This window comes from Pedococcus bigeumensis (assembly GCF_006438965.1).
Taxonomy (GTDB): Bacteria; Actinomycetota; Actinomycetes; order Actinomycetales; family Dermatophilaceae; genus Pedococcus; species Pedococcus bigeumensis_A.
This window is the reverse complement of the sequence record NZ_RCZM01000001.1, coordinates 1,014,549-1,038,940: the sequence shown is the minus strand read 5'-3', so window position 1 is coordinate 1,038,940 and position 24,392 is coordinate 1,014,549. Positions and strand designations below refer to the sequence as shown.

The window sequence follows — 24,392 nt, the reverse complement described above, 5'->3', positions numbered from 1 at the left end:
CGCCGACATCGGCCCCGCCGAACCCTCAGCCCTTCTTGCGCAGCAGGGCCAGGAACATGCCGTCGGTGCCGTGCAGGTGCGGCCACAGCTGAACCGTCTGGCCAGTTCCCGGGACGTCCACGGCTGCCCCGGAGGTGTCCCGCACGAAGTCACGGACATCGAGGAGCTCCACGTCCGACCGCCGCTTCGTCACGTCAGAGACGACGAACGAGGTCTCGGCCAGGTGGGGGCTGCACGTGGCGTAGCCGATGACTCCTCCGGGCGCCGTGGCGTCGATGGCCGAGGCGAGCAGCTCGCGCTGGAGCTTGCCGAGGTCGGCGAGATCGGCCGTCGTGCGCCGCCACCGGGCCTCGGGCCGACGACGCAGGGCGCCAAGTCCGGTGCACGGCGCGTCGACCAGCACGCGGTCGTAGCGTCCGGGCTCGTCCTCGCCGATCGTGCGGCCGTCTCCGGTCCGCACCGTGACGGTGCGACCGGCAGCAGCGGCCCGAGCGATCGCCGGGCGAAGCGTCTGACGGACCAGGTCGGTGCGGTGCTCGCTGACCTCGTTGGCGGTGAGGTCGGCGCCCGCCTCGATGGCCAGGCCCGCGAGCAGCCCAGCCTTGCCACCCGGACCGGCGCACAGGTCGAGCCACTGCTCGGGCCCGTGGGCGTCGACCGGCACAGCCGCCAGGGCCAGGGCGACCAGCTGTGAGCCTTCGTCCTGGACCGCCGCACGTCCGTCACGCACCGCAGGTATGCCGCCCGGGTCGCCTCCGTCGAGCACCGCACCGACGCGCGACAGCGGCGAGGCGTCGGCGCCGGCCTCGACGAGCTCGGCCACGGTGGCCAGGCCGGGTCGGGCGACGAGCGACACCTTCGCGGGGGCGTTGTCGGAGGTCACCAGCGCGGTCAGCTCGGAGTCGACCGTGTCGGCCGTCGCCGCACCGTGACCGAGCAGGGCTGCTCGCAGGGCCTTGACGATCCACTCCGGGTGCGACTGCTCCACGGCCAGCCGAGCGGTCAGCTCGCCGGTCGGTACGACCTCGGCCAGCCAGGCGTCCAGCTCGCGCTCACTGACCCGACGCATGACGGCGTTGACGAACCCGGCCGCACCCGCGCCGTTGACCTTGCGGGCCAGGGCCACCGTCTCGTCGACTGCGGCATGGGTGGGCACGCGCATGTCCAGCAGCTGGTGGGCACCCAGCCGCAACGTGTCCAGGACGTTGGGGTCGATCTTGGCCACGGGACGTCCCGCGGCGACGCTGATGATGGGGTCATAGAGCCCGTGCATCCGGACCGCGCCGTAGACGAGCTCGGTGGTGAAGGCGGCATCCCTGCCGCTGATCCCCCTGTCGCGCAACACCTTCGGGAGCTCGAGGTTGGCGTAGGCGCCATCCGCGACGGCCCGCAGAACGGTGTAGGCGGCGAGCCGCTGTGGATCGCTGCTGCGGTTGCGCTCGCTCGGTCGCTGAGCCGAGCGTTCCCGGTCGCCATGGGTGCGCTCGGGACGCTGCCGGCCCTTCGCGTTCCGCCTGCCGGGTTGAGGATCCCGTGGTCCGTGCTCACTCATGGCTGAACCGCTCTCCCGCGTCGATGCGGACGCCGCGCGCCCAGTCGGCCGCGGTCATCTCCTTCTTGCCGTGCGGTCGGACGTCGGACAGCCGCACCGGCCCAGTGGCCGTGCCGACGTGGACCGCACGCTTCCCGGCGGCGAGCTCTCCGGGCGCGAGGTCCGGCCCGGCATACTCCTCGTCGAGCTGGACCGGTAGCAGCTTGACGCGCTCACCACGGAAGGTCGACCACGCGCCGGGCGCAGGGGTGCACCCGCGCACCTGCCGGTCCACGGCGACGGCCGGACGGTCCCAGCGAACTCGTGCGTCCTGGACGTCGATCTTGGGTGCGAGCGAGACCCCGTCGAGGGCCTGGGGCACTGGGGTCAGCGATCCGTCGGCGAGGCCGTCCATGGTGGCGACGAGCAGACCCGCGCCACCCTCCGCCAGCCGACCGAGCACGTCACCCGCGGTGTCGCGCGGACGGATTCGCTCGGTCATCAGGCCGAAGACCGGTCCGGTGTCGAGGCCGGCCTCGATGAGGAAGGTCGAGGCTCCAGTCACCTCGTCGCCGGCCATCACCGCGTGCTGCACCGGCGCGGCGCCCCGCCAGGCCGGCAGAAGAGAGAAGTGCAGGTTGACCCAGCCGCGGCGGGGGATGTCGAGCGCGACCTGCGGGATCAGCGCACCGTAGGCCACCACCGGACAGGCGTCCGGCGCCAGCTCACGCAGCCGGTCGAGGAAGTCGGGGTCACGCGGACGGTCCGGCGTCAGCACCTCGAGACCGAGCTCCTCGGCCCGCTGCCGGACCGGTGACTGCACCACGCCGCGGCCGCGGCCGGCCCGGGCATCGGGACGGGTCACGACGGCGACCACCTCGTGCGGCGAGGCGATGAGGGCGTCGAGCGACGGCACCGCCGGCCCGGGTGTGCCGGCGAAGACCAGCCGCATCACATGCCCCGGCCGAAGGTGGCGTGCGGGCTGACCTTCACGACCGGGGTGTCGCCGCCTGCCCACTCCGCCTCGCGAATCGCCTTCATGGCGACCTTGCGCTGCTCGCGGTCCATCCGGTCGATGAACAGGATCCCGTCGAGGTGGTCGGTCTCGTGCTGCAGGCACCGGGCCAGCAGCTCGGACCCGTCGATCACGACCGGCTCACCGAACTGGTTGAAGCCCTTGGCCACCGTCCGCAGCGAGCGCGGCGTCTCGAACCGCAGCCCGGGGAAGGACAGGCAGCCCTCCTCGCCCTCCTGGAGCTCGGTCGAGAGGTCCAGGTCGGGGTTCACCAGGTGCCCGAGCTCACCGTCGATCCAGTAGGTGAAGACCCGCAGTCCCACTCCGATCTGCGGGGCAGCCAGGCCGGCGCCGGGCGCGTCCATCATCGTCTCGGTGAGGTCCTTGACCAGCTGGCGCAGCTCCCGGTCGAAGTCCACGACGGGCTCGGCGGGGGTGCGCAGGACGGGATCGCCGAAGAGGCGGATGTTCTGGATCGACAACGGTTTCCCTGGGTTGGACGGGCACGGCTGGGGTGGGCGAAAGGGGCTGCCAGTGTATGCCGCGTGGTCCGGGCCGCTGCTACTCGCGTTTGCGTTCGCGCAGGAACGACCACGCCCCGACGGCCAGGCCGCCGATCACCCCGCCCACCGGCACCCGCCCGGTGACCGAGGTCGCCACCACCAGGATGGCGATCCACAGCAGGAACAGGCCGGCGGCCACGACCCAGAAGCGCCGGTTCCCCTGCTGGGCGAGATGGTGCAGCCGGCGCCAGAAGCTCATCGGCCTGGGCACCCGGTCAGGGCCGCGCGCCAGCATCGGGATGTGCAGGTCTGCGGGGACCATGGCGTCCATGCCGCGGGTGGCCTCGGCCCCGGCCGACCACAGCGTGGGCTCGACGTTGATCGACCAGCCGTCCCTCGCCACGACCTCACGGGCTCCGTCGGGGTACACGAACATGCCGGCCACCTCGTCGCGGCGGACCGTCCGGAAGTCCTTGGCAGAACCGATCTGAACCCCCTCGCGCCCGACCACGAGGCGTTCACGGTGCGCCGGGAAGTTCAGCGAGCGGTGGCCGCGCCCGTCCACCATCGCCGCACCGGACGGCATACCGAGGATGGGCATCTCCTGGGTCCACCGTGCCTCGCGCGCGATCCCGACCATCAGCGAGGAGCGCATCGCGGCGGCGGACTCCACCACTGCGTCGAGGTCCACGGCGCGGTACTCCTCGAGCACCTCCTCAAGGTCCACCGGCGGGTCCCCGCGGAGGTGGTCGGTGGCCGCGCGGTAAGCCAGACCGGGCAGGTTGTAGGGGTCCGTCATCGCCTGGACGAGCTGCTCGACCGTGTCGGTGACCAACGACGACTTGAACACACCCTTGGCGACCTGCCCCAGCTGGAAGATCGCCCGGTCGGCGATGCTCTGGAGCAGCGCCTCGTTCGCGTCCGACCCCGCGAAGACCACCGCGGACTCGTCGTCGACCGGCTCGTAGTGCGCCCACGGGGCGTAGGCGCCGCCGTCACGCTCCCGGAACTCGGCCGTCAGCACCTCGCGCAGGACGTGCGGCAGCACGGTGCCCGCCACGGAACGGGGCAGCACACCGGACAGGGTGATGCCCGCGTTGATCAGGTACGCCGCGGGGAGCGTGTCATCGCACGGCCGGGCCGCGGGCGCGCGGCGGAGCGCACCGTCGGGAAGGTGCAGCGCCAGACCCTCCGGCGGCGGCCCGTCGAGGAACAGGACCGTGTTGCCGCGCGTGAACGTCTGCTGCGCCAAACCGGTCAGGGCCTGCGCGTCGGCGCGGGACAGTCCGGGCTCGGAGTATCCCGACAGCCCCGGCCCGCCTGCGCCGTAGCGCCAGAGCAGGCCGACGGACACCTCTCCCGCACCCCGCATCGCAGCCTCGGCCCGCAGCACCGACTGCTCGCGGGCCAGCTCGTCGAACGTGGGCTCGGCGAGCCACCCGGTGAGCGCCTCGAGCACCTGGGCCACCCGGTCAGCCGGGCCGTGCGCATCGAGCCGGGTGTGCAGCAGGGACACCGACCCGTTGACGTGCAGGGGCCCGCTGGCGCGGTCGTGCAGCGCGAGGTGTTCGAGCAAGTGGGTCCACCCGGTCGTCGGCAGGGTCTCGTCGACCATGCCCTGCCGGGTGACGAGGGAGGCCGTCAGGGTCGGTCGACCGCTGTCCACCCAGAACGCCTGGACCCCGTCGATCTCGCTGCGCCGTACTACGGACACGCCACCCTCCTGACCCGCGGGCCCATGGCCCGTCGCCACACCGTCTCGAGCTCGTGCTCCACAGCTCGTGCTCTCGTGCTCGGGTGCGGCTGCCGAACCCCCGGCCGCCGCGCCGACCGTCAGGGTAGCGGCGCCGGGCCGGCGATGCTGAGCGATTCGTGGCGGTTCACGAGCCTGACCCGACCGTCGGCCGTGGCCAGGTCAGGTGGCGGGGTCGCGCGGGTCCATCCGCACCTGCACGCTGGCCTTCTCCTTGCGGGCGCTGCGGACGGCCTTCATCGCGACCAGGGCCGCTGCCACGGCGGGGCGCTGCTCCAGCGGGGCTCGCACCAGCACGCGGACGGCGTCGTCGGCGACCGGCAGCGGGCCGAGCTGGTCCACCTCGGCCGGCAGGTGGGCCAGCCGCAGGGCCGCCTCGACGGCCCGCCGGTCACCGGTCACCGCCGCCATGGCCACCGTCGGCGGCAGGGCCAGCTCACGACGTTCGGCCAGCTCGCGGCCGGCGAACCATGACGGGTCCCAGCGGACCAGGGCCTCGACGACCGGGAGGGTCGTGTGGGTGGGTGCACCGCACAGCACCAGCTGTCCGCCGGCCCCCGATCCCCGGGTGAGCGCGCCCGCTGCCAGCCAACGACGCAGGGCCTCCTCCCCCGCGTCGAGGGTGGGCCGGTCGAGGCTGGCCCAGGCGTCGAGGAGCAAGCAGGCGGCATAACCGCCGTCGGCCACGGGTTCGGCGCCGGGCGTCGCGATGACCAGGGCAGGCGTTCCCGCGACCCTGTCGAGCACGGCGCCGGCGCCCGACGTGTGCACCGGCACCCCGGGGAAGGCCCTGCCCAGCTCTTCGGCCGTCCGGCGGGCACCGACCACGGACGACCGCAGCTCGCGGCCGCCGCAGTGTCGGCACTCGAACCGTCCGACGCCGCGTCCGCACCACCGGCAGGCCGGCTCAGCCTGGCGGGAGCCCAACGCCACCGGTCCCCCGCAGTGGGTGCACCGCACCGCCGTGCGACAGGACTGGCAGGACAGGGACGGGACGTAGCCGCGGCGAGGCACCTGCACCAGGACCGGGCCCGACTCGAGGGCAGCCTTCGCGGTCCGCCACGCGATCGACGGCAGGTGGGCCGAGGCAGCCGCCGCGTCGCGCTCGACCTCGACCCCCTCACCCGCCACCTGGACGCGCGGCACGGCTCCCCGCACGCTGCCGCCGGCGATGGTCCGCAGCTCGCCGGACTCGACGAGCCGTTGCACGGCCACGGTCCGGGTGAACCCTCCCGAGAGCGCTGCGGCCCCTTCGATCGCGGCCCGCGTGAGGAGCACGTCGCGGACATGGGGGTAGGGGGACCTGGGTTCGTCCAGGAGGTCGTCGCCGTCGTCCCACCACGCCACGAGGCCGAGCTCGCGGACCGGCGCGAACGCGGCCGCCCGGGTGCCCACGACCACCGAGACGTGCCCCCGCAGGACCTTCAGCCAGGCCGTGTAGCGCGCCTGAGGGCCCTGGTCGGAGGTGAGCCGCACGTGACGGCCGGGGCCCAACGCCTCGGTGAGGGCGGCATCGACGCGCACGACGTCGCGGTGGTCGGGGACCACGATGACGCTGCCCCGCCCACCCACGAGGGTGGCGGCAGCCGCAGCGGCCAGCGCCGCCGGCCAGTCCTGCGACGGATCCGCGCTGGGCGACGCCAGCCACGACGCTGCCGGCGACTCCCCCGCGGTCAGCCGGGACAGGTATGCCGGCCCCGCGGCATACCTGCTCCAGGCACCTGCGGGACCGGCCGCCTGGGGCAACGGGTCAGGCGTGGGGGCCTCGAGGGCCAGCGCCTTCTCCGCGGCCGCGTGCCGCGGGGGCACGGCCAGGCGGAGCACGTCACCGAGCGACCCGGCGCAGCGCGCGGCGACGGCGGTGGCGACGGCCAGCTGGGTGGGTGTGAGCACCGGTTCCGGCGACACGACCCGGCGGATGGCCGCCAGCTTGCCGTCGTGCTCGGCGGCCGCCTCGCGGGCCACGACGAAACCGTCGAGGTCCTGGCCGGCGAACCGCACCTTGACCCTGGCCCCGGGCACAGCAGTGTCGGCCAGCGACTCGGGGACGAGGTACTCGAACGGACGGTCGAGGTGGGCCAGACCGGTGTCGACGACGACCGAAGCCACCGGGTCCGTGGACGCGGTGGCTTCGGTGCGGGGAGTGCGGGTCCGGGGCAGCGTGGAGCGGATCAGCTCCAGCTGCTCGGTCTGGCCCTCCTGTCCGCTCACGGGAGCGAACCTAGCGGAGGGGGCCGTCAGCCCTTGACGGCCTTCTGCAGCGCCTCGACGCGGTCGGTGCGCTCCCAGGTGAACGGGTTCTCGACGTTGCCGGCCGTGGTGCGGCCGAAGTGGCCGTAGGCTGCGGTCGGCTTGTAGATCGGGCGCAGCAGGTCCAGGTCCTGCACGATCGCACCCGGGCGCAGGTCGAAGACCGTCGTGATCGCGGACTGGATCTTGTCGACCGGCACGCTCTCGGTGCCGAAGGTCTCGACGTAGAGGCCGACGGGCTGGGCCTTGCCGATGGCGTACGCGATCTGGACCTCGCAGCGGCGGGCCAGGCCCGCGGCGACGACGTTCTTGGCGACCCAGCGCATGGCGTAGGCGGCCGAGCGGTCGACCTTCGACGGGTCCTTGCCGGAGAACGCGCCACCACCGTGGCGGGACATGCCGCCGTAGGTGTCGACGATGATCTTGCGACCGGTCAGGCCGGCGTCACCCATCGGGCCACCGATGACGAAGTTGCCGGTCGGGTTGATCAGCGTCCGGTAGTCGGAGAGGTCGAGCTCGGTGCCCTCCTCGGCCAGCTCGGCCAGGACCGGCTTGATGACGTGCTCGATGATGTCGGGCGCGAGCAGACCGTCCAGCGAGATGTCCTCGGCGTGCTGGGTGGACAGGACGACCGTGTCGAGCTTGACGGCCTTGTCGCCGTCGTAGCCGATGGTGACCTGGGTCTTGCCGTCGGGACGCAGGTAGGCGACCGCGCCGCTCTTGCGGACGGCGGTCAGGCGCTCGGCCAGCCGGTGCGCGAGGTGGATCGGCAGGGGCATCAGCTCCGCGGTGTCCTCGCAGGCGTAGCCGAACATCAGGCCCTGGTCGCCGGCACCCTGCTTGTCGAGGGGGTCGACGCCGCCGGTGCGGTTCTCGTAGGCGGTGTCGACACCCTGGGCGATGTCGGGGCTCTGCTGGCCGATGGATACTTCGACACCGCAGGAGGCGCCGTCGAAGCCCTTGGTGGAGGAGTCGTAGCCGATGCCGAGCACCGTGTCGCGGACGATCTTGGGGATCTCGACGTAGGCCTCGGTCGTGACCTCGCCGGCCACGTGGACCAGCCCGGTCGTGACCATGGTCTCCACGGCGACGCGGCTGCCAGGGTCCTGCGCGAGCATGGCGTCGAGGATCGAGTCGGAGATCTGGTCACAGATCTTGTCCGGGTGACCCTCGGTGACGGACTCGGACGTGAACAGGCGTGCGGACACTCAAATCTCCTTTGAGCAGCGGGTGCTGACGGTGCTGGCGGTGCTTCGGGCGTTGCGGCGACATGCACAGGCCGCGCGATCCCGAGAGTGTACCTAGGGTCAGAGGATCTCCTGGACGGCATCCCACACTGCGGCGGCGACCAGCTCCTTGGACGCCGGGCCGGCGTCGACCACGTGGCTGGACCCCAACCGCAGGATGTGGACGGTGTTGTCGTCCTGGCCGAACGTCTTGTCGACGCCCACCTCGTTGACCACGAGCAGGTCGCAGCCCTTGCGGGCCAGCTTGTCGCGGCCGTGCGCGAGGACATCGCCCTGCTCGTCGCCGGTCTCGGCGGCAAACCCGACGATGACGGGGCTGGCCCCTACGCCGCGCGACTCGACCAGACCGGCGAGGATGTCGGGGTTGCGGACCAGCTCGATGGTGGGCGCGGCGTCCGCCTCGGGACTCCCCGGCTCACCGAAGGTCTTCTTGATCTTGGCGTCCGCGTAGTGCGCCGGCCGGAAGTCCGCGACGGCTGCAGCCATCACGACGACGTCGGCCTCCTTGGCGGCCACCTCGACCGCCGCCTGCAGCTCCAGTGCCGTGGACACGGGGACCACCGTCACCCCAGCGGGTGCGGGCAGGGACGTGTTGGCGGCCAGCAGGGTCACCGTCGCGCCACGTCGGGCGGCCACGGTGGCGAGGGCGTAGCCCTGTTTGCCCGAGCTGCGGTTGCCGAGGAACCGCACGGGGTCGATGGGCTCGCGGGTGCCCCCGGCCGAGATGACGACGGTGCGACCGGCGAGCTCGCGGGTCGGTGCCGAAACTTCCGGATATCCGGAAGTTTCGCTTCCAACAGGCCCGGTGGGCGTGAGGCGTGCGGAGGCGACGTGGGCGAGGATCCGCTCGCACACGGCATACAACGTCTCCGGCTCCGGGAGCCGCCCGGGGCCCGTGTCGGCGCCGGTGAGCCGCCCCGACGCGGGCGGGATGATGTGTATGCCGCGTTCGGCCAACGTGGACACGTTGGCCTGGGTGGCGGCGTGGTCCCACATCTCGGTGTGCATGGCCGGGGCCATCACCACGGGGCAGCGCGCCGTCAGCAGCACGTTCGTGAGCAGGTCGCCGGCCAGCCCGTGGGCGGCCTTGGCGAGCAGGTCAGCTGTGGCGGGAGCGACGACGACGAGGTCGGCAGTCTGTCCCAGGCGGACGTGCGGCACCTCGTGCACCGACTCCCAGACGCCGGTGTGCACCGGCTTGCCCGACAGCGCCTCCCAGGTGGGGGCGCCGACGAACTGGAGGGCCGACTCGGTGGGCACGACTGTGACGTCGTGCCCCGCCTCGGTGAACAGGCGCAGCAGCGAGCAGGCCTTGTAGGCCGCTATGCCACCGCTGACACCCAGGACGATGCGCGCCACTGCGCCCCTGCTCTCGTCCGGTCCTGTCCCGACTCGGTCCGGCTCAGCTCTCGATCGGCGTGGAGATGACCAGGCCTTCGTTGATCTCGCGCAGCGCGATCGACATCGGCTTCTCGTGGACCTGGCTGTCGACGAGCGGCCCGACGTTCTCGAGCAGGCCTTCCTGCAGCTGGCTGTAGTACGCGTTGATCTGGCGGGCGCGCTTGGCCGAGTAGATGACCAGGGCGTACTTGGAGTCAGCCTTGGTGAGCAGGTCGTCGATCGGGGGGTTGGTGATGCCGATCGGGTTCGCGACGGTTCCAGACACGGGGAAAACTCACTATCTGTTGTTTGGCGCAGCTGTCGTTGGTGACGGTTTTCGTCAGTGGGATCGCATCAATGATACGAGTTCTTCGGCGGCACGACGAACATCGTCGTTGACGATGGTCACGTCGAACTCGTCCTCGGCCGCCATTTCGACCTTGGCGGTCTCCAGCCGGCGGTTCCGCTCCTCCTCGTCCTCGGTCCCCCGACCGACCAGTCGGCGGACCAGCTCGTCCCAGCTGGGCGGGGCGAGGAAGACGAAAAGTGCCTCCGGCATCGTGGCCCGCACCTGGCGGGCGCCCTGCAGGTCGATCTCGAGCAGGGCCATCTGGTGCTCGCGCAGCGCCTGCTCCACCGGACCCCGCGGGGTGCCGTAGTGGTTGTGGCCGTGCACGACGGCCGACTCGAGCAGCTCGTCGTCCTGCTCCATCCGGGCGAACTCGGGCTCGTCGACGAAGTGGTAGTGGATGCCCTCGACCTCACCCGGACGCGGACGGCGCGTCGTGGCGCTGACCGACAGCCAGACCTCGGGAAAGTTGTCGCGGATGTAGGCAGAGAGGGTGCCCTTGCCCACCGCCGTGGGGCCTGCGAGCACGACGAGCCGCCTCGGGCGGTCCTCGCCGACGGAAGCGGGTCGGCTCACGCCTCGTCGAAGCGGGTGAGCAGCGCCGAGATCTGGTTGGTGCCGAGGCCCCGGACGCGACGGCTCTCGGAGATGCCGACCTCTTCCATGATCTGACGAGCACGCACCCGGCCCACACCGGGCATCGACTCGAGCAGTGCGGAGACCTTCATCTTGCCGACGACCTCGTTGGCCTTGCCGTCGGTGATGACCTCCTTGAGGGAGCCCTGCGCGTACTTGAGCCGGTTCTTGACCGCGGCTCGCTCACGGCGGGCGACTGCTGCCTTCTCGAGGGCCGCCGCACGCTGCTCGGGGGTCAACGGGGGAAGAGCCACGGTTGTACTCCTTGCGCAAGCGGTTCGGCACGGGTTCGTGTCCAGGTGGTGTTCATCCGACTCTAGCAACCGCGAGGCCGGGTGGCCCGTTGAGGTTGGGCCTGTCGGCGGAAGTTCCTCGTGGTATGGCGCGGTATCAGTGCAGGTGGGAGGCCCGGAAACCGCTCGCCGGGTCAGTCGGGTCGACGGGGTCAGCGCAGGAGCGCGGCCAGGGACTCGCTCGTCCGGAGGGCACGGTCGCGCAGCGCGGCCACGTCCGGCCCCGCGCTGAGCACGTCGCGGCTGCTGGCCGGCAGCACGTTGGGCAGGGCGTCCCCGAACACTCGCCGCAGGTCCTCGGTCGTGCCTCCCTGGGCGCCGACACCCGGCGCGAGCAGCGGTCCGCCCGCTCCGGCCAGGTCGAGCCCGAGCTCCTGGACCGCCGAGCCCACCGTCGCCCCGACGACGAGTCCGACGCTGCCGAGCTCACCACGCTCACGGGCTCCGGCGTTCTCCCCGGCCGCTCCGGCCACCATCGACTCCGCGACGCTGACGTCCCGCAGCCGGGCGTGCTGGACCGTGCGGCCCTCCGGGTTGGAGGTCAGGCCCAGGACGAACACACCGCGTCCGGTCTGGGCTGCGAGGTCGAGCGCCGGGCGCAGCGACTCGAACCCGAGGTAGGGGCTCACCGTGATCGCGTCGGCGGGCGCGACGGCGTCCTTGCCGAGGTAGGCCTCGGCGTAGGCCATCATCGTCGACCCGATGTCGCCGCGCTTGGCGTCGAGGATCACCAGCGTCCCTGCCTCGCGCAGCGCCAGGATGGCCCGCTCCAGGATCGCGATCCCCCGCGAACCGAACACCTCGAAGAAGGCTGACTGCGGCTTGACCACACCGACGTGCCCGGCGAAGGCATCGACGCACGCGTCGGTGAAGGCGGCCAGCCCGTCGACGTCGTAGCCCAGGCCCCACGACTCGACCAGCGCGCGGTGCGGGTCGATCCCCGCACACAGGGGGCCGTGCGTGTCGGTGGCGGTCCGAAGCCGTTGGCCGAACGTCAGTTCCGTCATGGTCATGCCAACCTCCCGTGAGCCACACCGACCGCGTCGGTGAGCCGCTCGAATCCCTTGTCCTGCAACAGCTCCGACAACTCACGGCCGACGCGCACCGGTGCGCTCGGGTCGTTGAAGGTCGCCGTGCCCACCTGGATGGCGCTCGCGCCAGCCGCGACCAGCTCGAGGGCGTCGCGGCCGGTGCGCACTCCCCCGACACCGATGATCGGCACGGTCGGCAGCCTTCCCTCGAGCATCGCCGCCCGGGTCTGCCAGATGGCCCGGACCGCCACTGGGCGGATCGCCGGACCCGACAGACCGCCGGTCACACCGGCCACCTGGGGCCGCAGCCGGTCGGTGTCGATGACCATGCCGAGCAGCGTGTTGATCATGGTCAGCCCATCGGCGCCGGCCTTCACGCAGGCCTGGGCGACACTGACGATGTCGGTCACGTCCGGGGTCAGCTTGGCGAAGATCGGGATGTCGCGGGGCAGCTGCTCGCGGACCAGCGCGACGACCTTGGCACTGGCCATCGGGTCGCACGCGAAGACCAACCCGCGGTTGGCGACGTTGGGGCAGGAGATGTTGACCTCGACCCCGACGACGGCGTCGAAGGCGTCGCTGGACCGCAACGTCGCTGCGACGTCGGCGAACTCGCCGCTGGTGTTCCCTGCGATGGAGACCAGGGTGCGGGCGCCGGCCTGCTTGAGCCAGGCGAGGTCCTTGTCGACGAACGCGGAGATGCCCGGTCCTTGGAGACCGATCGAGTTGAGCATCCCGGCGGGCGTCTCGGCCATGCGCGGCGTGCCCCGACCCGATCTCGGATCGGCCATCACCGACTTGGTGACGAACGCGCCGAGCTCGCGGATGTCGAAGAACCGCGCCAGCTCCCGCCCGTTGGCGGCGCAGCCGGAGGCGGTCATCATCGGGCTCGGCAGGGTGGCTCCCCCGAGCCGCACCGACATGTCGACGGCCATCAGTGGCCACCCACCCGGGGTGCGCCGACGGTGTCGGCGGGCACGCGGCATTCCCCGTCGACGAAGGCGTCCCACCGGACGCGGTCACCGCGGAAGACCGGACCCTCGACGCAGGACCGCACCATCCGCGTCGCACCGTCGTTGCCCCTCACAGGCATGACGCAGGTCATGCAGACGCCGATGCCGCACGCCATCGACTCCTCGACCGCCACCTGGGCGACCGCGCCCTCGGCCGCGGCGACGTCGGTGATCGACTTGAGCATCCCCATCGGCCCGCAGCCGTAGACGACCGCGGCACCGGTGCGCCGGATGACCTCCGCCAGCACGTCCGAGACCCAGCCCTTGGTGCCCGCCGAACCGTCGTCGGTCGTCACCGAGACACCGTCGGCGTAGCGACGCGCCTCGACGACGCCGAACAGCTTGGACTCGGTGGCGGCACCGAGCACCATCTCGACGTGGCAGCCGCGCTCGCGCAAACCCTCGGCGAGCCAGAACAGCGGCGCGCTGCCGTAGCCACCACCGACCAGCACGCAGGCCACCGGCTCCTTGGGCAGCGGGAAGGGCCGGCCCAGGGGCCCGACGATGTCGACCTCGTCGTGCGCGCGGAGGGTGCTGAGCCACTGGGTGCCAGGCCCGACCGCGGAGATCACGATGTCGACGGTGCCGCCGTAGGTGCCCGACGGGCTGACCTTGTGGATCGAGAAGCAGCGCCGCAGCAGGTTCGCGCTCGTGTCGCCACCGACCGCGAGGGCCACGAACTGGCCCGGCCTCGCGAGCTCGGCAAGCCCGGGCGCCACGAAGGTGAGGTGGTGGTAGGCACCGACCCGCCGGGTCGCGATGAGCTCGCCGGTCACCTGCACGACGCCGGACTGCTGCGCGTCGGTATGCCGCGTGGTCGCCTCGCTCACGCGGCACCCCCGGTCGCGGGGCCGGGGACAGCGGTACCAGCACCGCTGCCGGTGCCGACTCCGGTCCCGACGCCGGTGCCGACGCCTGTCCCGACTCCTGTCCCGACGCCGTAGAGGTCGAGGTCGCGAGCGTGCTCCTGCAGGGGCTTGACGGTGAAGGCGCCCTGCATCTGGGCCTCGATGCCCTGCACGGCCGCCGCGAGCTCCTGGACGGTGGTGACGATCGGCTTGTCCATCGACGTCGTGGCGGCGCGGATGGCGTAGCCGTCGGCGCGCGCGTTCGGGCCGCTCGGGGTGTTCACCACCATGGCGATGTCACCGGCCAGGATCAGGTCGACGATGCTGGCGTCTCCGGCAGTGCGCTCGCTGTGCTTGCGGACAACCTCGGACGGAATCCCGTTGCGCCGCAAGACATCTGCGGTGCCGGTGGTGGCCACGATGGTGAACCCGAGGTCGGCCAGCCGCTTGACCGGGAAGATCATCGCCCGCTTGTCGCGGTTGGCTACGGAGACGAAGATCCTGCCCTCGCGCGGCAGCCCGGAGCCGGCAGCCAGCATTCCCTTGGCGAACGCGGTCCCGAAGTCCTGGTCGATGCCCATGACCTCGCCGGTCGAGCGCATCTCCGGGCCGAGCAGGCTGTCGACGACCTGGCCGTCACGGGTGCGGAACCGCTTGAACGGCAGCACCGCCTCCTTGACCGCGACCGGTGCGTGGCTCGGCATCGTGCCACCGTCACCGATGGGCGGGAGCAGGCCCTCCTCGCGGAGCTCCTTGATCGTGGCGCCGAGCATGACCCGGGCGGCCGCCTTGGCGACCGGCACGCCGGTGGCCTTGGCCACGAACGGGACGGTGCGGGACGCCCGCGGGTTGGCCTCGAGGACGTAGAGGATGTCCTGGGCCAGCGCGAACTGGACGTTCATCAGGCCGCGGACGCCGATGCCCTCGGCCAGCTTGAGGGTGGCCTCGCGGACCCGCTCCAGCTCGGCGACACCGAGAGTCACCGGCGGGAGGGTGCACGCCGAGTCGCCGGAGTGGATGCCGGCCTCCTCGATGTGCTCCATGATCCCGCCGAGGTACATGTCGGTCCCGTCGTAGAGTGCGTCGACGTCGATCTCGATCGCGTCGTCGAGGAACCGGTCGACGAGCACGGGGTGCTCTGGGCTCGCCACGGTCGCGCGGGTGACGTAGGTGGCGAGGGTCTCGTCGTCGTAGACGATCTCCATGCCGCGCCCGCCGAGGACGTAGGACGGGCGGACGAGGACGGGGTAGCCGATCTCGCGGGCCACCTCTACCGCCTCGGCGGCGCTGTAGGCCGTGCCGTGCTTGGGGGCCGGGAGCTGGGCCTCGGCAAGAACCCGTCCGAAGGCGCCGCGGTCCTCGGCGAGGTCGATGGCTTCCGGGCTGGTGCCGACGATGGGGACGCCGGCCTCCTTGAGCGCCTTGGCCAGGCCGAGTGGCGTCTGGCCACCCAGCTGGACGATGACGCCGGCCACCGGTCCGGCCTGCTGCTCGGCGTGCACGACCTCGAGGACGTCCTCGAGGGTGAGCGGTTCGAAGTAGAGCCGGCTGCTCGTGTCGTAGTCGGTCGACACGGTCTCGGGGTTGCAGTTGACCATCACCGTGTCGTAGCCGGCCTCGCGGAGGGCGAAGCTGGCGTGGACGCAGGAGTAGTCGAACTCGACGCCCTGGCCGATCCGGTTGGGGCCGCTGCCGAGGATGAGGACGGCCGGCTTCTCGCGCGGCGCCACCTCGGTCTCCTCGTCGTAGGTGCTGTAGTGGTACGGCGTCGTGGCGGCGAACTCGGCCGCGCAGGTGTCCACCGTCTTGTAGACCGGGCGCACGCCGAGGGCGTGACGGACGCCGCGGACGACCGCCTCCGGCATACCGCGCAGCGAGGCGAGCTGGGCGTCGCTGAAGCCGTGCCGCTTGGCCAGCCGCAGCAGCGTCGGCGTGAGCTCGGGCGCTCCGGCGACGCGGTCGGCGATCGCGTTGATCAGTGCCATCTGGTCGAGGAACCAGGGGTCGATGCCGGTGGCCTCGTGGACCTCCTCGACCGACAGCCCGCCGCGCATGGCCTGCTGGACGGTGACGATCCGCCCGTCGGTCGGCGTCTTGGCGGTGTGCAGGAAGGTGCGGGCCTGCTCCTCGCTCGGCGTCGGGCCGTCCCAGTGGAAGGTGCTGTCCTTGCGCTCCATCGACCTCAGCGCCTTCTGCAGCGCCTCGGTGAAGTTGCGGCCGATCGACATGGCCTCACCCACCGACTTCATGGTGGTGGTCAGCGTCGGGTCGGCGGCCGGGAACTTCTCGAAGGCGAACCGGGGCACCTTGACGACGACGTAGTCCAGGCTCGGCTCGAAGCTGGCCGGCGTCTCGCGGGTGATGTCGTTGGGCACCTCGTCGAGGGTGTAGCCGATCGCCATCTTGGCGGCGATCTTGGCGATCGGGAACCCGGTCGCCTTGGAGGCCAGGGCCGAGGAGCGGGACACGCGCGGGTTCATCTCGATGACGATGATCCGGCCGTCGACGGGGTTGACCGCGAACTGGATGTTGCAGCCGCCGGTGTCGACGCCGACCTCGCGGATGATCGCGATGCCGATGTCGCGCAGCCGCTGGTACTCGCGGTCGGTCAGGGTCAGCGCCGGGGCCACGGTGATCGAGTCGCCGGTGTGCACACCCATCGGGTCGAGGTTCTCGATCGAGCAGACCACCACGACGTTGTCGACGTGGTCACGCATCACCTCGAGCTCGTACTCCTTCCAGCCGGTGATCGACTCCTCGAGGAGCACCTCGGTGGTCGGCGAGTACTGGAGGCCGGCGCCGGCGATGCGACGCAGGTCCCGCTCGTCGTAGGCGAAGCCGGACCCGAGTCCACCCATCGTGAACGACGGGCGAACGACGACGGGGTAGCCGAGTTCCGTTGCTGCACTGAGGCATTCGTCCATCGTGTGACAGATGACCGACTGGGCCGACTCGGCGCCGCAGCGCTCGACGACGCCCTTGAACTTCTCGCGGTCCTCGCCGAGCTGGATCGCCTCGACGTTGGCCCCGATGAGCGGGCAGTCGTACTTCTCCAGCACGCCCGACTCGTGCAGCGAGATCGCGCAGTTAAGCGCCGTCTGGCCGCCCAGCGTCGCGAGCACCGCATCGGGACGCTCGCGCGCGATGATCGCCTCGACGATCTCCGGGGTGATCGGCTCGACGTAGGTCGCGTCGGCGAACTCGGGGTCGGTCATGATCGTGGCCGGGTTGGAGTTCACCAGGATGACCCGGATGCCCTCTTCGCGCAGCACCCGGCAGGCCTGCGTGCCGGAGTAGTCGAACTCGCAGGCCTGGCCGATGACGATCGGCCCCGACCCGATGACGAGGACGCTCTTGATGTCTTCCCGCTTCGGCATTTAGGAGCGGTTTCCCTTCTCGTTGTTGCTCATGAGCTCCACGAACCGGTCGAACAGGTAGCCGGCGTCGTGCGGACCAGCCGCCGCCTCCGGGTGGTACTGGACCGAGTAGGCAGGCAGGTCAAGGCATTCCAGTCCCTCGACCACGTCGTCGTTGAGGCACACGTGCGACACCCGCACCCGCCCGTATGCCGTGCCGTCGTTTTCGTCGGCAGGCGCGGCCACCTCTCGGTCGAGAGGGGCGTCCACCGCAAAGCCGTGGTTGTGGGCGGTCACCTCGACCTTGCCGGTGGTGCGGTCCATGACCGGCTGGTTGATCCCGCGGTGGCCGTACTTGAGCTTGTAGGTGCCGAACCCGAGCGCGCGGCCCAGCAGCTGGTTGCCGAAACAGATCCCGAAGAACGGGATCCGCGCGTCCAGCACCTCGCGCAGCACCGCCACCTCGGCGTCGGCGGCAGCCGGGTCTCCCGGGCCGTTGGAGAAGAACACCCCGTCGGGGCCGTGCTCCCCCACCGCACGGATGTCCTCGATGGTCGAGGTCGCCGGCAGGACGTGCACCTCGATGCCTTGCTGGGCCATCAAGGTCGGCGTCATCGCCTTGATACCGAGGTCGAACGCGGCCACGGTGAAGCGTCGCTCCCCCACCGCCGGCACCACATACGTCTCGTCGGTGCTCACCTCGGCGGCCAGCGCCGCACCCTTCATCAGCGGGGCCCGCTGGACGGCGTTGACCAGCTCGGTCACCGGGAGCTGGGCACGCTCCCCCGAGAAGATGCCTACCCGCATGGCCCCCCGCTCACGCAGGTGCCGGGTCAGGGCACGCGTGTCGATGCCGCTGATGCCCACGACACCCTGTTCGACGAGGGCGTCCTCGAGCGGGCGCTGCGAACGCCAGTTGGACGGTCGCAGGGCCGGGTCGCGCACGACGTAGCCGGCCACCCAGATCCTGCCCGACTCGTTGTCCTCGTCGTTGAAACCCGTGTTGCCCACGTGGGGTGCCGTCATGACGACGACCTGTCGGTGGTAGCTGGGGTCGGTCAGGGTCTCCTGGTAGCCCGTCATCCCCGTGTTGAACACCGCCTCGCCCACGGTCTGACCCGTGGCGCCGTAGGTGTCGCCGCGGAAGGTGCGGCCGTCCTCGAGGACGAGGACTGCGGGTGCGCGGTCCAGGTCGAACCCGGCTGCGGTGCTCATGGCGTCGTCTTCCCTGTGGTGTCGGTCGCGGTTGGTTTCTTGGCCACGGTCGACTTCTTCGCGGCGGTCGACTTTGTGGCGGTCGACTTTGTGGCGGCGGGCTTCTTGGCGTCGGTCGGCTTCGGGTCAGCGGTCGTCGCGTCCTCTGCGGGCGCCTTCGAGGCAGCGTCGTCGGCCACCTCTGCCTCGTCTTCGCTGAAGGCCGCTGTCGTCTCTCCGGTGTGCCACCACAGCGCGGACTCGACACGTTCGACGTCGGCCTTGAAGCGCGGCAGGAACCCGGTCTCGTAGGTGTCGCCGTTCTCGGTCCTCCACTGCAGGATCACCAGCCGGTTGGCGCCGACAAACTTGCCGACCATCCCCCGCCCCCGTCGCGCGGAGATCAGCCGGGCCGCCGGGATGATCACCGTCGCCTCGCCCTGCCGGTCGATGCGCACGAGCTCGTCGGCGTCACCGCGGCTCACGATGAGGGTCGCCTTGGCGCGGTTGCCCAACCCCTCGACCGTGACCCGGTCCAAGCGGTTCTCGGCGACCGTCGTGCTGACGTAGGTGCCCTCCGCGATGACCTGTGCCGGCTTCTCCTTGAGGGCCGGGGCCTCCAGGGAGTGGTCGCGGGTCGTCCGGCTGCGCTCCGCGGCGATGGCCGCGGACTCGTGCTCGCGGCGCTTGCGCAGCCACGCGGCATACAGCAGGGCATAGATGAGGCCCAGCGCCACGAGCATCACGCCCACGGCTTGGAGTCGGGTCACGCGATGGCTCCCTTCTGGGCGGTCAGGCGACCACCGAAGACCGTGGCGTGCACTGCACCCCGAAGGGTGCGACCGTGCCACGGGTTGTTGCGGGACAAGGAAAGTGAGGCACTGCGGTCGACAGTGACCGTGGCGTCCCGGTCGACGAGCGTCAGGTGGGCAGGCGAACCCACCGCGAGCGGCTGCCCGTGGGCGGCCAGCCCGGCGATCCTGGCCGGTGCGACCGACATCACCCGGGCGACGCCGGCCCAGTCGAGCAGGCCACCGCCGACCATGACGTCGCTGACCACGGACAGGGACGTCTCGAGCCCGAGCATGCCGAACGCCGCCTCGGTGAAGGCGTGCTCCTTGTCGTGCCTGGCGTGCGGGGCGTGGTCGGTGGCCACCGCGTCGATGGTGCCGTCCGCGAGCGCCGCGCGCAGTGCGTCGACGTCCTCCTGCGGGCGCAGCGGCGGGTTGACCTTGTAGGTGGGGTCGTAGCCCGCGATCAGGTCGGTGGTCAGGACGAGGTGGTGCGGCGTGACCTCGGCGGTGACCGCGATGCCCTGAGCCTTGGCCCAGCGGATCACCTCGACGGTGCCGGCGGTCGAGACGTGGGCGACGTGCACCCGCGAGCCGATGTGCCGGGCCAGCATGACGTCGCGGGCCACGATCGACTCCTCCGCGATGCCCGGCCAGCCGGGCAGTCCGAGGCGACCGGAGAGCTCGCCCTCGTGGGCGCAGGCGTTCGGTCCGGCGAGCTGCGGGTCCTGGGCGTGCTGCGAGATGACCCCGCCGAAGGCGCGGACGTACTCCAGCGCACGGCGCATCACCCGCGCGTTGTGGACGCAGTGGCCGTCGTCGGAGAAGACGGTCACGGCAGCCCGGGACCGGTGCATGAGGCCGAGCTCGGCGAGCTCCTCACCGTCGAGTCCCTTGGTGACCGCGCCCACCGGGACGACGTCGACCAGACCGGTCGCACGGCCCAGGTCGAGGATCCGCTCGGCGGCCTCGGCCGTGTCCGTGACGGGACTGGTGTTGGCCATCGCGAGGATCGCCGTGAAGCCACCGACCGCGGCTGCGGCGGCGCCGGACGCGATGGTCTCGGCGTCCTCACGACCGGGCTCGCGCAGGTGGGTGTGCAGGTCGACCAGGCCGGGCAGCGCGACCAGGCCGTCGGCGTCGAGGACGTCGGCGCCCTTCGCGGAGCGGATCGACCCGACCTCGGTGATGACACCGTCCTCGACCAGCAGGTCCTGGGCCCCGGTCCCGAGCAGGTCCGCTCCGGTGATGAGCAGTGTGGCCATCAGCTGTCCTCTCCTTCGCCACCGGCGAGCAGGTGGTAGAGCACGCTCATCCGCACCGCGACGCCTGCGCTGACCTGGTCGAGGATGAGCGACTGGGCGCCGTCGGCGGCGTCAGCAGCGATCTCGAGGCCGCGGTTCATCGGGCCGGGGTGGCAGATCACGGCGTCGGGGTTGGCGGCGGTGAGCGCGTCGAGCCGGGCGCGGGTCAGTCCGTAGCCGACGGTGTACTCGCGCGCCGTGGGGAAGAAGCCACCGCTCATCCGCTCGCGCTGGACCCGCAGCATCATCACCGAGTCGGCCGTCGGGAGCACCGCGTCGAAGTCGTTCGACAGCGTGAACCCATCGGCCTGCGCCCACGAGGTGATCCCGCTCGGCATCAGGGTCGGCGGTGCCACAAGGGTGACCCGCGCGCCGAGGGTCTTGAGGGTGATCAGGTTGGACCGCACCACCCGTGAGTGGGTCAGGTCGCCGACGATGACGACGTGACGTCCCTCGAGGTCCCCGAGCCGTCGCTCCATCGTGTAGGCGTCGAGCAGCGCCTGGGTCGGGTGCTCGTGCATCCCGTCGCCAGCGTTGATGATGTGCGCGTCGACCCACTGGCTGACCTGCTGGGCGGCGCCGCTCGCGTGGTGCCGGATGACCAGGGCGTCGACACCCATCGCGGCCACGGTCAGCACCGTGTCGCGCAGCGACTCGCCCTTGGAGGTCGAGGACCCCTTGCCGCTGATGTTGATGACGTCGGCGGACAGCCACTTGCCCGCGATCTCGAACGAGCTGCGGGTGCGGGTCGAGTCCTCGAAGAACAGATTGACGACGGTCCGGCCGCGCAGCGTCGGGAGCTTCTTGACCTCGCGCTGCTGCACCCCGTGCATCTCCGAGGCGGTGTCGAGGATGGCCCGGACCTGCTCGCGGTTCAGGTCCGCGGACGACAGCAGGTGCCGCTTGGTATGCCGCGTGCTCGCCTGCTGCTCGCGGCCGGCGGGGCCGCTGGGGGTGGTGGTGGTGGTGGTGGCGGTGCTCATCTGGTCTCGCCTCCAGCGATGGTGACCTGGTCCTCGACGTGGTCGGGTTCGCTCAGCCGCACCCGCACCTTCTCGCTGCTCGAGGTCGGCAGGTTCTTGCCCACGTGGTCGGCCCGGATCGGCAGCTCGCGGTGCCCCCGGTCGACCAGCACCGCGAGGCGCACGATCCGCGGGCGGCCGAGGTCGGACAGTGCGTCCAGGGCTGCCCGCACGGTGCGGCCGGAGTAGAGCACGTCGTCGACCAGCACGACGACCTTGTCGTCTATCCCGCTCGGCGGGATGTCGGTGTGCATCGGGCTGCGCGTCGGCTGCCGGCGCAGGTCGTCACGGTGCATCGTGACGTCGAGGGCGCCGACAGCGACCGGCACACCCTCGACCTCCTCGATGAGGGCCGCGAGCCGGTGCGCCAGGGCAACCCCGCGGGTGGGGATGCCCAGGACCACCAGGTCGGACGCGCCCTTGTTGTGCTCGAGGATCTCGTGCGCGATCCGTCGTAGCACGCGGGCCACGTCGGCCTCGGTCATCACGACGCGGGAGTTGTCGAGGGATGCCTCGCCAGAAGGGGTGGCGGGAACCACGGGTTCAACCGCCGAGGGTGCAGCAAAGTCAGGACGCATCAGCGCCAGGACCTCCTTCCCTGCCTCACAGGACAGGTCGTTAAAGGATGTCGATCGGTGGCCACCATACCCGGTGCGGTGAGCACCCGGCATACCGGCCCGCCGCGGCGCCACCGAGATCCCAGCTTTCGGGCTTCCGACCCCTCCAGAGGCCCGAAAGCTGGGCTCTCGGGCGGGCTAGCGTCAGGCCAGGGTGGGCTTGACCTCGGCGAGTCGACCGAGCAGGCCGTTGACGAACTTCGGCGAGTCGTCGGTGGACAGGCTCTTGGCCAGCTCGACGGCCTCGGCGATCGCGACGTTCACGGGGACCTCGGTCGCATAGAGCACCTCGAACGCGCCGAGCCGCAGGATCGCCCGGTCGACGCTGGGCATCCGCTCCAGCGTCCAGCCCTGCGAGTAGGTCGACAGCAGCTCGTTGATGTCGGTCCAGTGCGCGACGACACCCTCGACGAGGTCGGAGGTGTACTGGCTGAGCGGCGCCTCGGTGACCGGCTTGGCGAGCCGTTCAGCGAGCAGGTCACGGGCGTTCAGGCCCCGGTTCTCGGCCTCGAACAGGAGGTCGATCGCGCGCTTGCGTGCCTTGGTCCGTGCGCCCACTTAGCTGACGCGACCGAGGTAGGAGCCGTCGCGGGTGTCGACCTTGACCTTGGTGCCCTGCTCCAGGAACAGCGGGACATTGATCGTCGCGCCGGTCTCGAGCGTCGCCGGCTTGGTGCCACCGGTGGAGCGGTCGCCCTGCAGACCCGGCTCGGTGTAGGTGATCTCGAGGACGACCGACGTGGGCAGCTCGACGTAGAGCACGATGCCCTCGTGCGTCGCGACCTGCGCGGTCTGGTTCTCGAGGAGGTAGTTCGCGACGTCGCCGACGACAGTCTCCGGGATGTGGATCTGGTCGTAGGTCGACCCGTCCATGAAGACGAAGTCGGTCCCGTCCTTGTAGAGGTACTGCATGTCGCGACGGTCGACGTTGGCGGTCTCGACCTTCAGGCCGGCGTTGAACGTCTTGTCGACGACCTTGCCGGACAGGACGTGCTTGAGCTTGGTCCGCACGAACGCCGGGCCCTTGCCGGGCTTGACGTGCTGGAACTCCACGACGGCCCACAGCTGGCCTTCGAGGTTGAGGACCAGGCCGTTCTTCAGGTCGTTGGTCGATGCCACGTCATATCGCTTTCAAAAGAGCCGGTATGCCGCGTGGTCGAGCGCGTGCGGCAGTCCCGGAAAGGTTCGGGGTGGGATTCGGCGGACAGTCTAGCCGCCGGGTGCACGCTCCCCCGAATCGCTGTCGAGGCGGCAGACCTAGGCTGGGGGCATGACTTCGACGGCTGCCAGGACAGAGATGGACTACCGACCGCTCGGCTCGAGCGGGCTCATGGTGAGTGCCGTCGGCATCGGCTGCAACGCCTTCGGCCGTCGGGTCGACCAGGACGGTGTCGTCTCGATCCTGACCGCGGCCCGTGACAACGGCGTCACGCTGCTCGACACCGCCGACATCTACGGCGGCGAGCCGGGTCAGAGCGAGACGATGCTCGGCGACGCCCTGCAGGGCCAGCGCGACGAGTTCGTCCTCGCCACCAAGTTCGGGATGGACATGCAGGGCGCCAACGGGGACGACTTCGGCGCTCTGGGCTCGCGCCGCTATGTCCGCCGCGCGGTCGAAGCCAGCCTGCGCCGCTTGCAGACCGACCACATCGACCTCTACCAGCTGCACCGCCCGGACCCGCTGACGCCGATCGAGGAGACGCTCGAAGCGCTCACCGACCTCGTGCGCGAGGGCAAGGTGCTCTACATCGGGTGCTCCAACTTCGACGGCTGGCAGGTGGCCGACGCCTCCTGGACCTCCTCGACCGCCGGGCTCGCGTCCTTCGTCTCGGTGCAGAACGAGTACTCCCTGCTCGACCGCTCGGTCGAGGACGAGGTGGCGCCCGCGTGCGAGCGGTTTGGGCTCGGCATACTCCCGTTCTTCCCTCTGGCCAAGGGGCTGCTCACCGGCAAGTACCAGCGGGGCGCCGCTGCCCCGCAGGGGTCGCGGGCGGCCCTGGAGGCGGACCGGGCTGGCTGGCTGGCGGAGGCCGACTGGGACCGGGTCGAGGCCCTCCAGTCGTTTGCCACGCAACGCGACGTGGACCTGCTGGACGTCGCCATCGGCGGCCTCGCCGCGCAGCCGGCCGTCACCTCGGTGATCGCCGGGGCGACGACTGCGGAGCAGGTGACCCGTAACGCCCGAGCGGCCGGGTGGCAGCCGACCGCCGCCGACCTCGCCGACCTGGACGAGATCTGACGCTCCGCCACACGCCGTTG

General features: G+C 71.1%; 22 protein-coding genes. 1 reads left to right on the top strand and 21 read right to left on the bottom strand.

Translation table 11 applies throughout. The annotated features are described in order from the left end of the window. Positions 1-25: 25 nt before the first annotated feature. The 21 genes from EAH86_RS04765 to efp all read right to left on the bottom strand — a co-directional run bounded on the left by EAH86_RS04765 (position 26) and on the right by efp (position 23,252). Positions 26-1,552, bottom strand: coding sequence for an RsmB/NOP family class I SAM-dependent RNA methyltransferase (locus tag EAH86_RS04765; protein ID WP_140737399.1), 1,527 nt, complete (start codon positions 1,550-1,552; stop codon positions 26-28). Next, positions 1,545-2,483, bottom strand: coding sequence for a methionyl-tRNA formyltransferase (gene fmt, locus EAH86_RS04760; protein WP_140737398.1), 939 nt, complete (start codon positions 2,481-2,483; stop codon positions 1,545-1,547). Before fmt ends, EAH86_RS04765 begins: the two co-directional genes overlap by 8 nt. After that, positions 2,483-3,028, bottom strand: a complete 546-nt coding sequence (gene def, locus EAH86_RS04755) for a peptide deformylase (RefSeq protein ID WP_140737397.1) — start codon at positions 3,026-3,028, stop codon at positions 2,483-2,485. The genes fmt and def overlap by 1 nt, the downstream gene beginning before the upstream one ends. Positions 3,029-3,107: 79 nt before the next feature. Further along, entirely contained in the window at positions 3,108-4,763 is a 1,656-nt protein-coding gene (locus tag EAH86_RS04750) for an insulinase family protein (RefSeq protein WP_140737396.1), read from the bottom strand. A 201-nt stretch (positions 4,764-4,964) separates the two neighbouring features. Continuing rightward, on the bottom strand, positions 4,965-7,013 hold the full coding sequence (locus tag EAH86_RS04745; protein WP_140737395.1) for a primosomal protein N': 2,049 nt from the start codon (positions 7,011-7,013) through the stop codon (positions 4,965-4,967). A gap of 26 nt (positions 7,014-7,039) precedes the next feature. Next, complete coding sequence (gene metK, locus EAH86_RS04740) at positions 7,040-8,260, bottom strand: methionine adenosyltransferase (RefSeq protein WP_140737394.1); 1,221 nt, start codon at positions 8,258-8,260, stop codon at positions 7,040-7,042. Between the two features lie 99 nt (positions 8,261-8,359). Further along, positions 8,360-9,658 carry a bifunctional phosphopantothenoylcysteine decarboxylase/phosphopantothenate synthase gene (locus EAH86_RS04735; RefSeq protein ID WP_140737393.1) on the bottom strand — a complete coding sequence of 433 codons (1,299 nt, stop codon included), beginning with the start codon at positions 9,656-9,658 and terminating at the stop codon, positions 8,360-8,362. A 43-nt stretch (positions 9,659-9,701) separates the two neighbouring features. Further along, positions 9,702-9,965: a DNA-directed RNA polymerase subunit omega gene (gene rpoZ, locus EAH86_RS04730; protein ID WP_140737392.1), complete on the bottom strand. Its 264-nt coding sequence runs from the start codon at positions 9,963-9,965 to the stop codon at positions 9,702-9,704. Between the two features lie 54 nt (positions 9,966-10,019). Beyond that, a complete protein-coding gene (gene gmk, locus EAH86_RS04725) occupies positions 10,020-10,604 on the bottom strand; it encodes a guanylate kinase (protein ID WP_140737391.1) in 585 nt (194 codons plus the stop codon). Then, on the bottom strand, positions 10,601-10,918 hold the full coding sequence (mihF, locus tag EAH86_RS04720; protein WP_140737390.1) for an integration host factor, actinobacterial type: 318 nt from the start codon (positions 10,916-10,918) through the stop codon (positions 10,601-10,603). Before mihF ends, gmk begins: the two co-directional genes overlap by 4 nt. Before the next feature lie 191 nt (positions 10,919-11,109). After that, the gene (pyrF, locus tag EAH86_RS04715; RefSeq protein ID WP_425325206.1) at positions 11,110-11,970 is read right to left on the bottom strand and encodes an orotidine-5'-phosphate decarboxylase; all 861 of its coding nucleotides are present in this window, start codon (positions 11,968-11,970) and stop codon (positions 11,110-11,112) included. After that, positions 11,967-12,923, bottom strand: coding sequence for a dihydroorotate dehydrogenase (locus EAH86_RS04710; RefSeq protein WP_140737389.1), 957 nt, complete (start codon positions 12,921-12,923; stop codon positions 11,967-11,969). The genes pyrF and EAH86_RS04710 overlap by 4 nt, the downstream gene beginning before the upstream one ends. Then, positions 12,923-13,831, bottom strand: coding sequence for a dihydroorotate dehydrogenase electron transfer subunit (locus EAH86_RS04705; protein WP_140737388.1), 909 nt, complete (start codon positions 13,829-13,831; stop codon positions 12,923-12,925). Before EAH86_RS04705 ends, EAH86_RS04710 begins: the two co-directional genes overlap by 1 nt. Continuing rightward, positions 13,828-17,226 carry a carbamoyl-phosphate synthase large subunit gene (gene carB / locus EAH86_RS04700; protein ID WP_140737387.1) on the bottom strand — a complete coding sequence of 1,133 codons (3,399 nt, stop codon included), beginning with the start codon at positions 17,224-17,226 and terminating at the stop codon, positions 13,828-13,830. The genes EAH86_RS04705 and carB overlap by 4 nt, the downstream gene beginning before the upstream one ends. Next, positions 17,227-18,420: a glutamine-hydrolyzing carbamoyl-phosphate synthase small subunit gene (gene carA, locus EAH86_RS04695; RefSeq protein WP_140737386.1), complete on the bottom strand. Its 1,194-nt coding sequence runs from the start codon at positions 18,418-18,420 to the stop codon at positions 17,227-17,229. Further along, positions 18,417-19,169, bottom strand: coding sequence for a hypothetical protein (locus EAH86_RS20520; protein WP_140737385.1), 753 nt, complete (start codon positions 19,167-19,169; stop codon positions 18,417-18,419). The genes carA and EAH86_RS20520 overlap by 4 nt, the downstream gene beginning before the upstream one ends. Continuing rightward, positions 19,166-20,455, bottom strand: coding sequence for a dihydroorotase (locus EAH86_RS04685; RefSeq protein ID WP_140737384.1), 1,290 nt, complete (start codon positions 20,453-20,455; stop codon positions 19,166-19,168). Before EAH86_RS04685 ends, EAH86_RS20520 begins: the two co-directional genes overlap by 4 nt. Continuing rightward, positions 20,455-21,477, bottom strand: a complete 1,023-nt coding sequence (locus tag EAH86_RS04680) for an aspartate carbamoyltransferase catalytic subunit (protein WP_140737383.1) — start codon at positions 21,475-21,477, stop codon at positions 20,455-20,457. The genes EAH86_RS04685 and EAH86_RS04680 overlap by 1 nt, the downstream gene beginning before the upstream one ends. After that, positions 21,474-22,094, bottom strand: coding sequence for a bifunctional pyr operon transcriptional regulator/uracil phosphoribosyltransferase PyrR (gene pyrR / locus EAH86_RS04675; protein ID WP_140737382.1), 621 nt, complete (start codon positions 22,092-22,094; stop codon positions 21,474-21,476). Before pyrR ends, EAH86_RS04680 begins: the two co-directional genes overlap by 4 nt. A 183-nt stretch (positions 22,095-22,277) precedes the next feature. Then, positions 22,278-22,691 carry a transcription antitermination factor NusB gene (gene nusB, locus EAH86_RS04670; protein WP_140737381.1) on the bottom strand — a complete coding sequence of 138 codons (414 nt, stop codon included), beginning with the start codon at positions 22,689-22,691 and terminating at the stop codon, positions 22,278-22,280. Beyond that, positions 22,692-23,252, bottom strand: coding sequence for an elongation factor P (gene efp / locus EAH86_RS04665; protein WP_140737380.1), 561 nt, complete (start codon positions 23,250-23,252; stop codon positions 22,692-22,694). Positions 23,253-23,403: 151 nt separating this feature from the next. Here efp and EAH86_RS04660 point away from each other — a divergent pair, with 151 nt between their 5' ends. Next, the gene (locus EAH86_RS04660) at positions 23,404-24,372 is read left to right on the top strand and encodes an aldo/keto reductase (protein WP_241668180.1); all 969 of its coding nucleotides are present in this window, start codon (positions 23,404-23,406) and stop codon (positions 24,370-24,372) included. Positions 24,373-24,392: the final 20 nt, after the last annotated feature.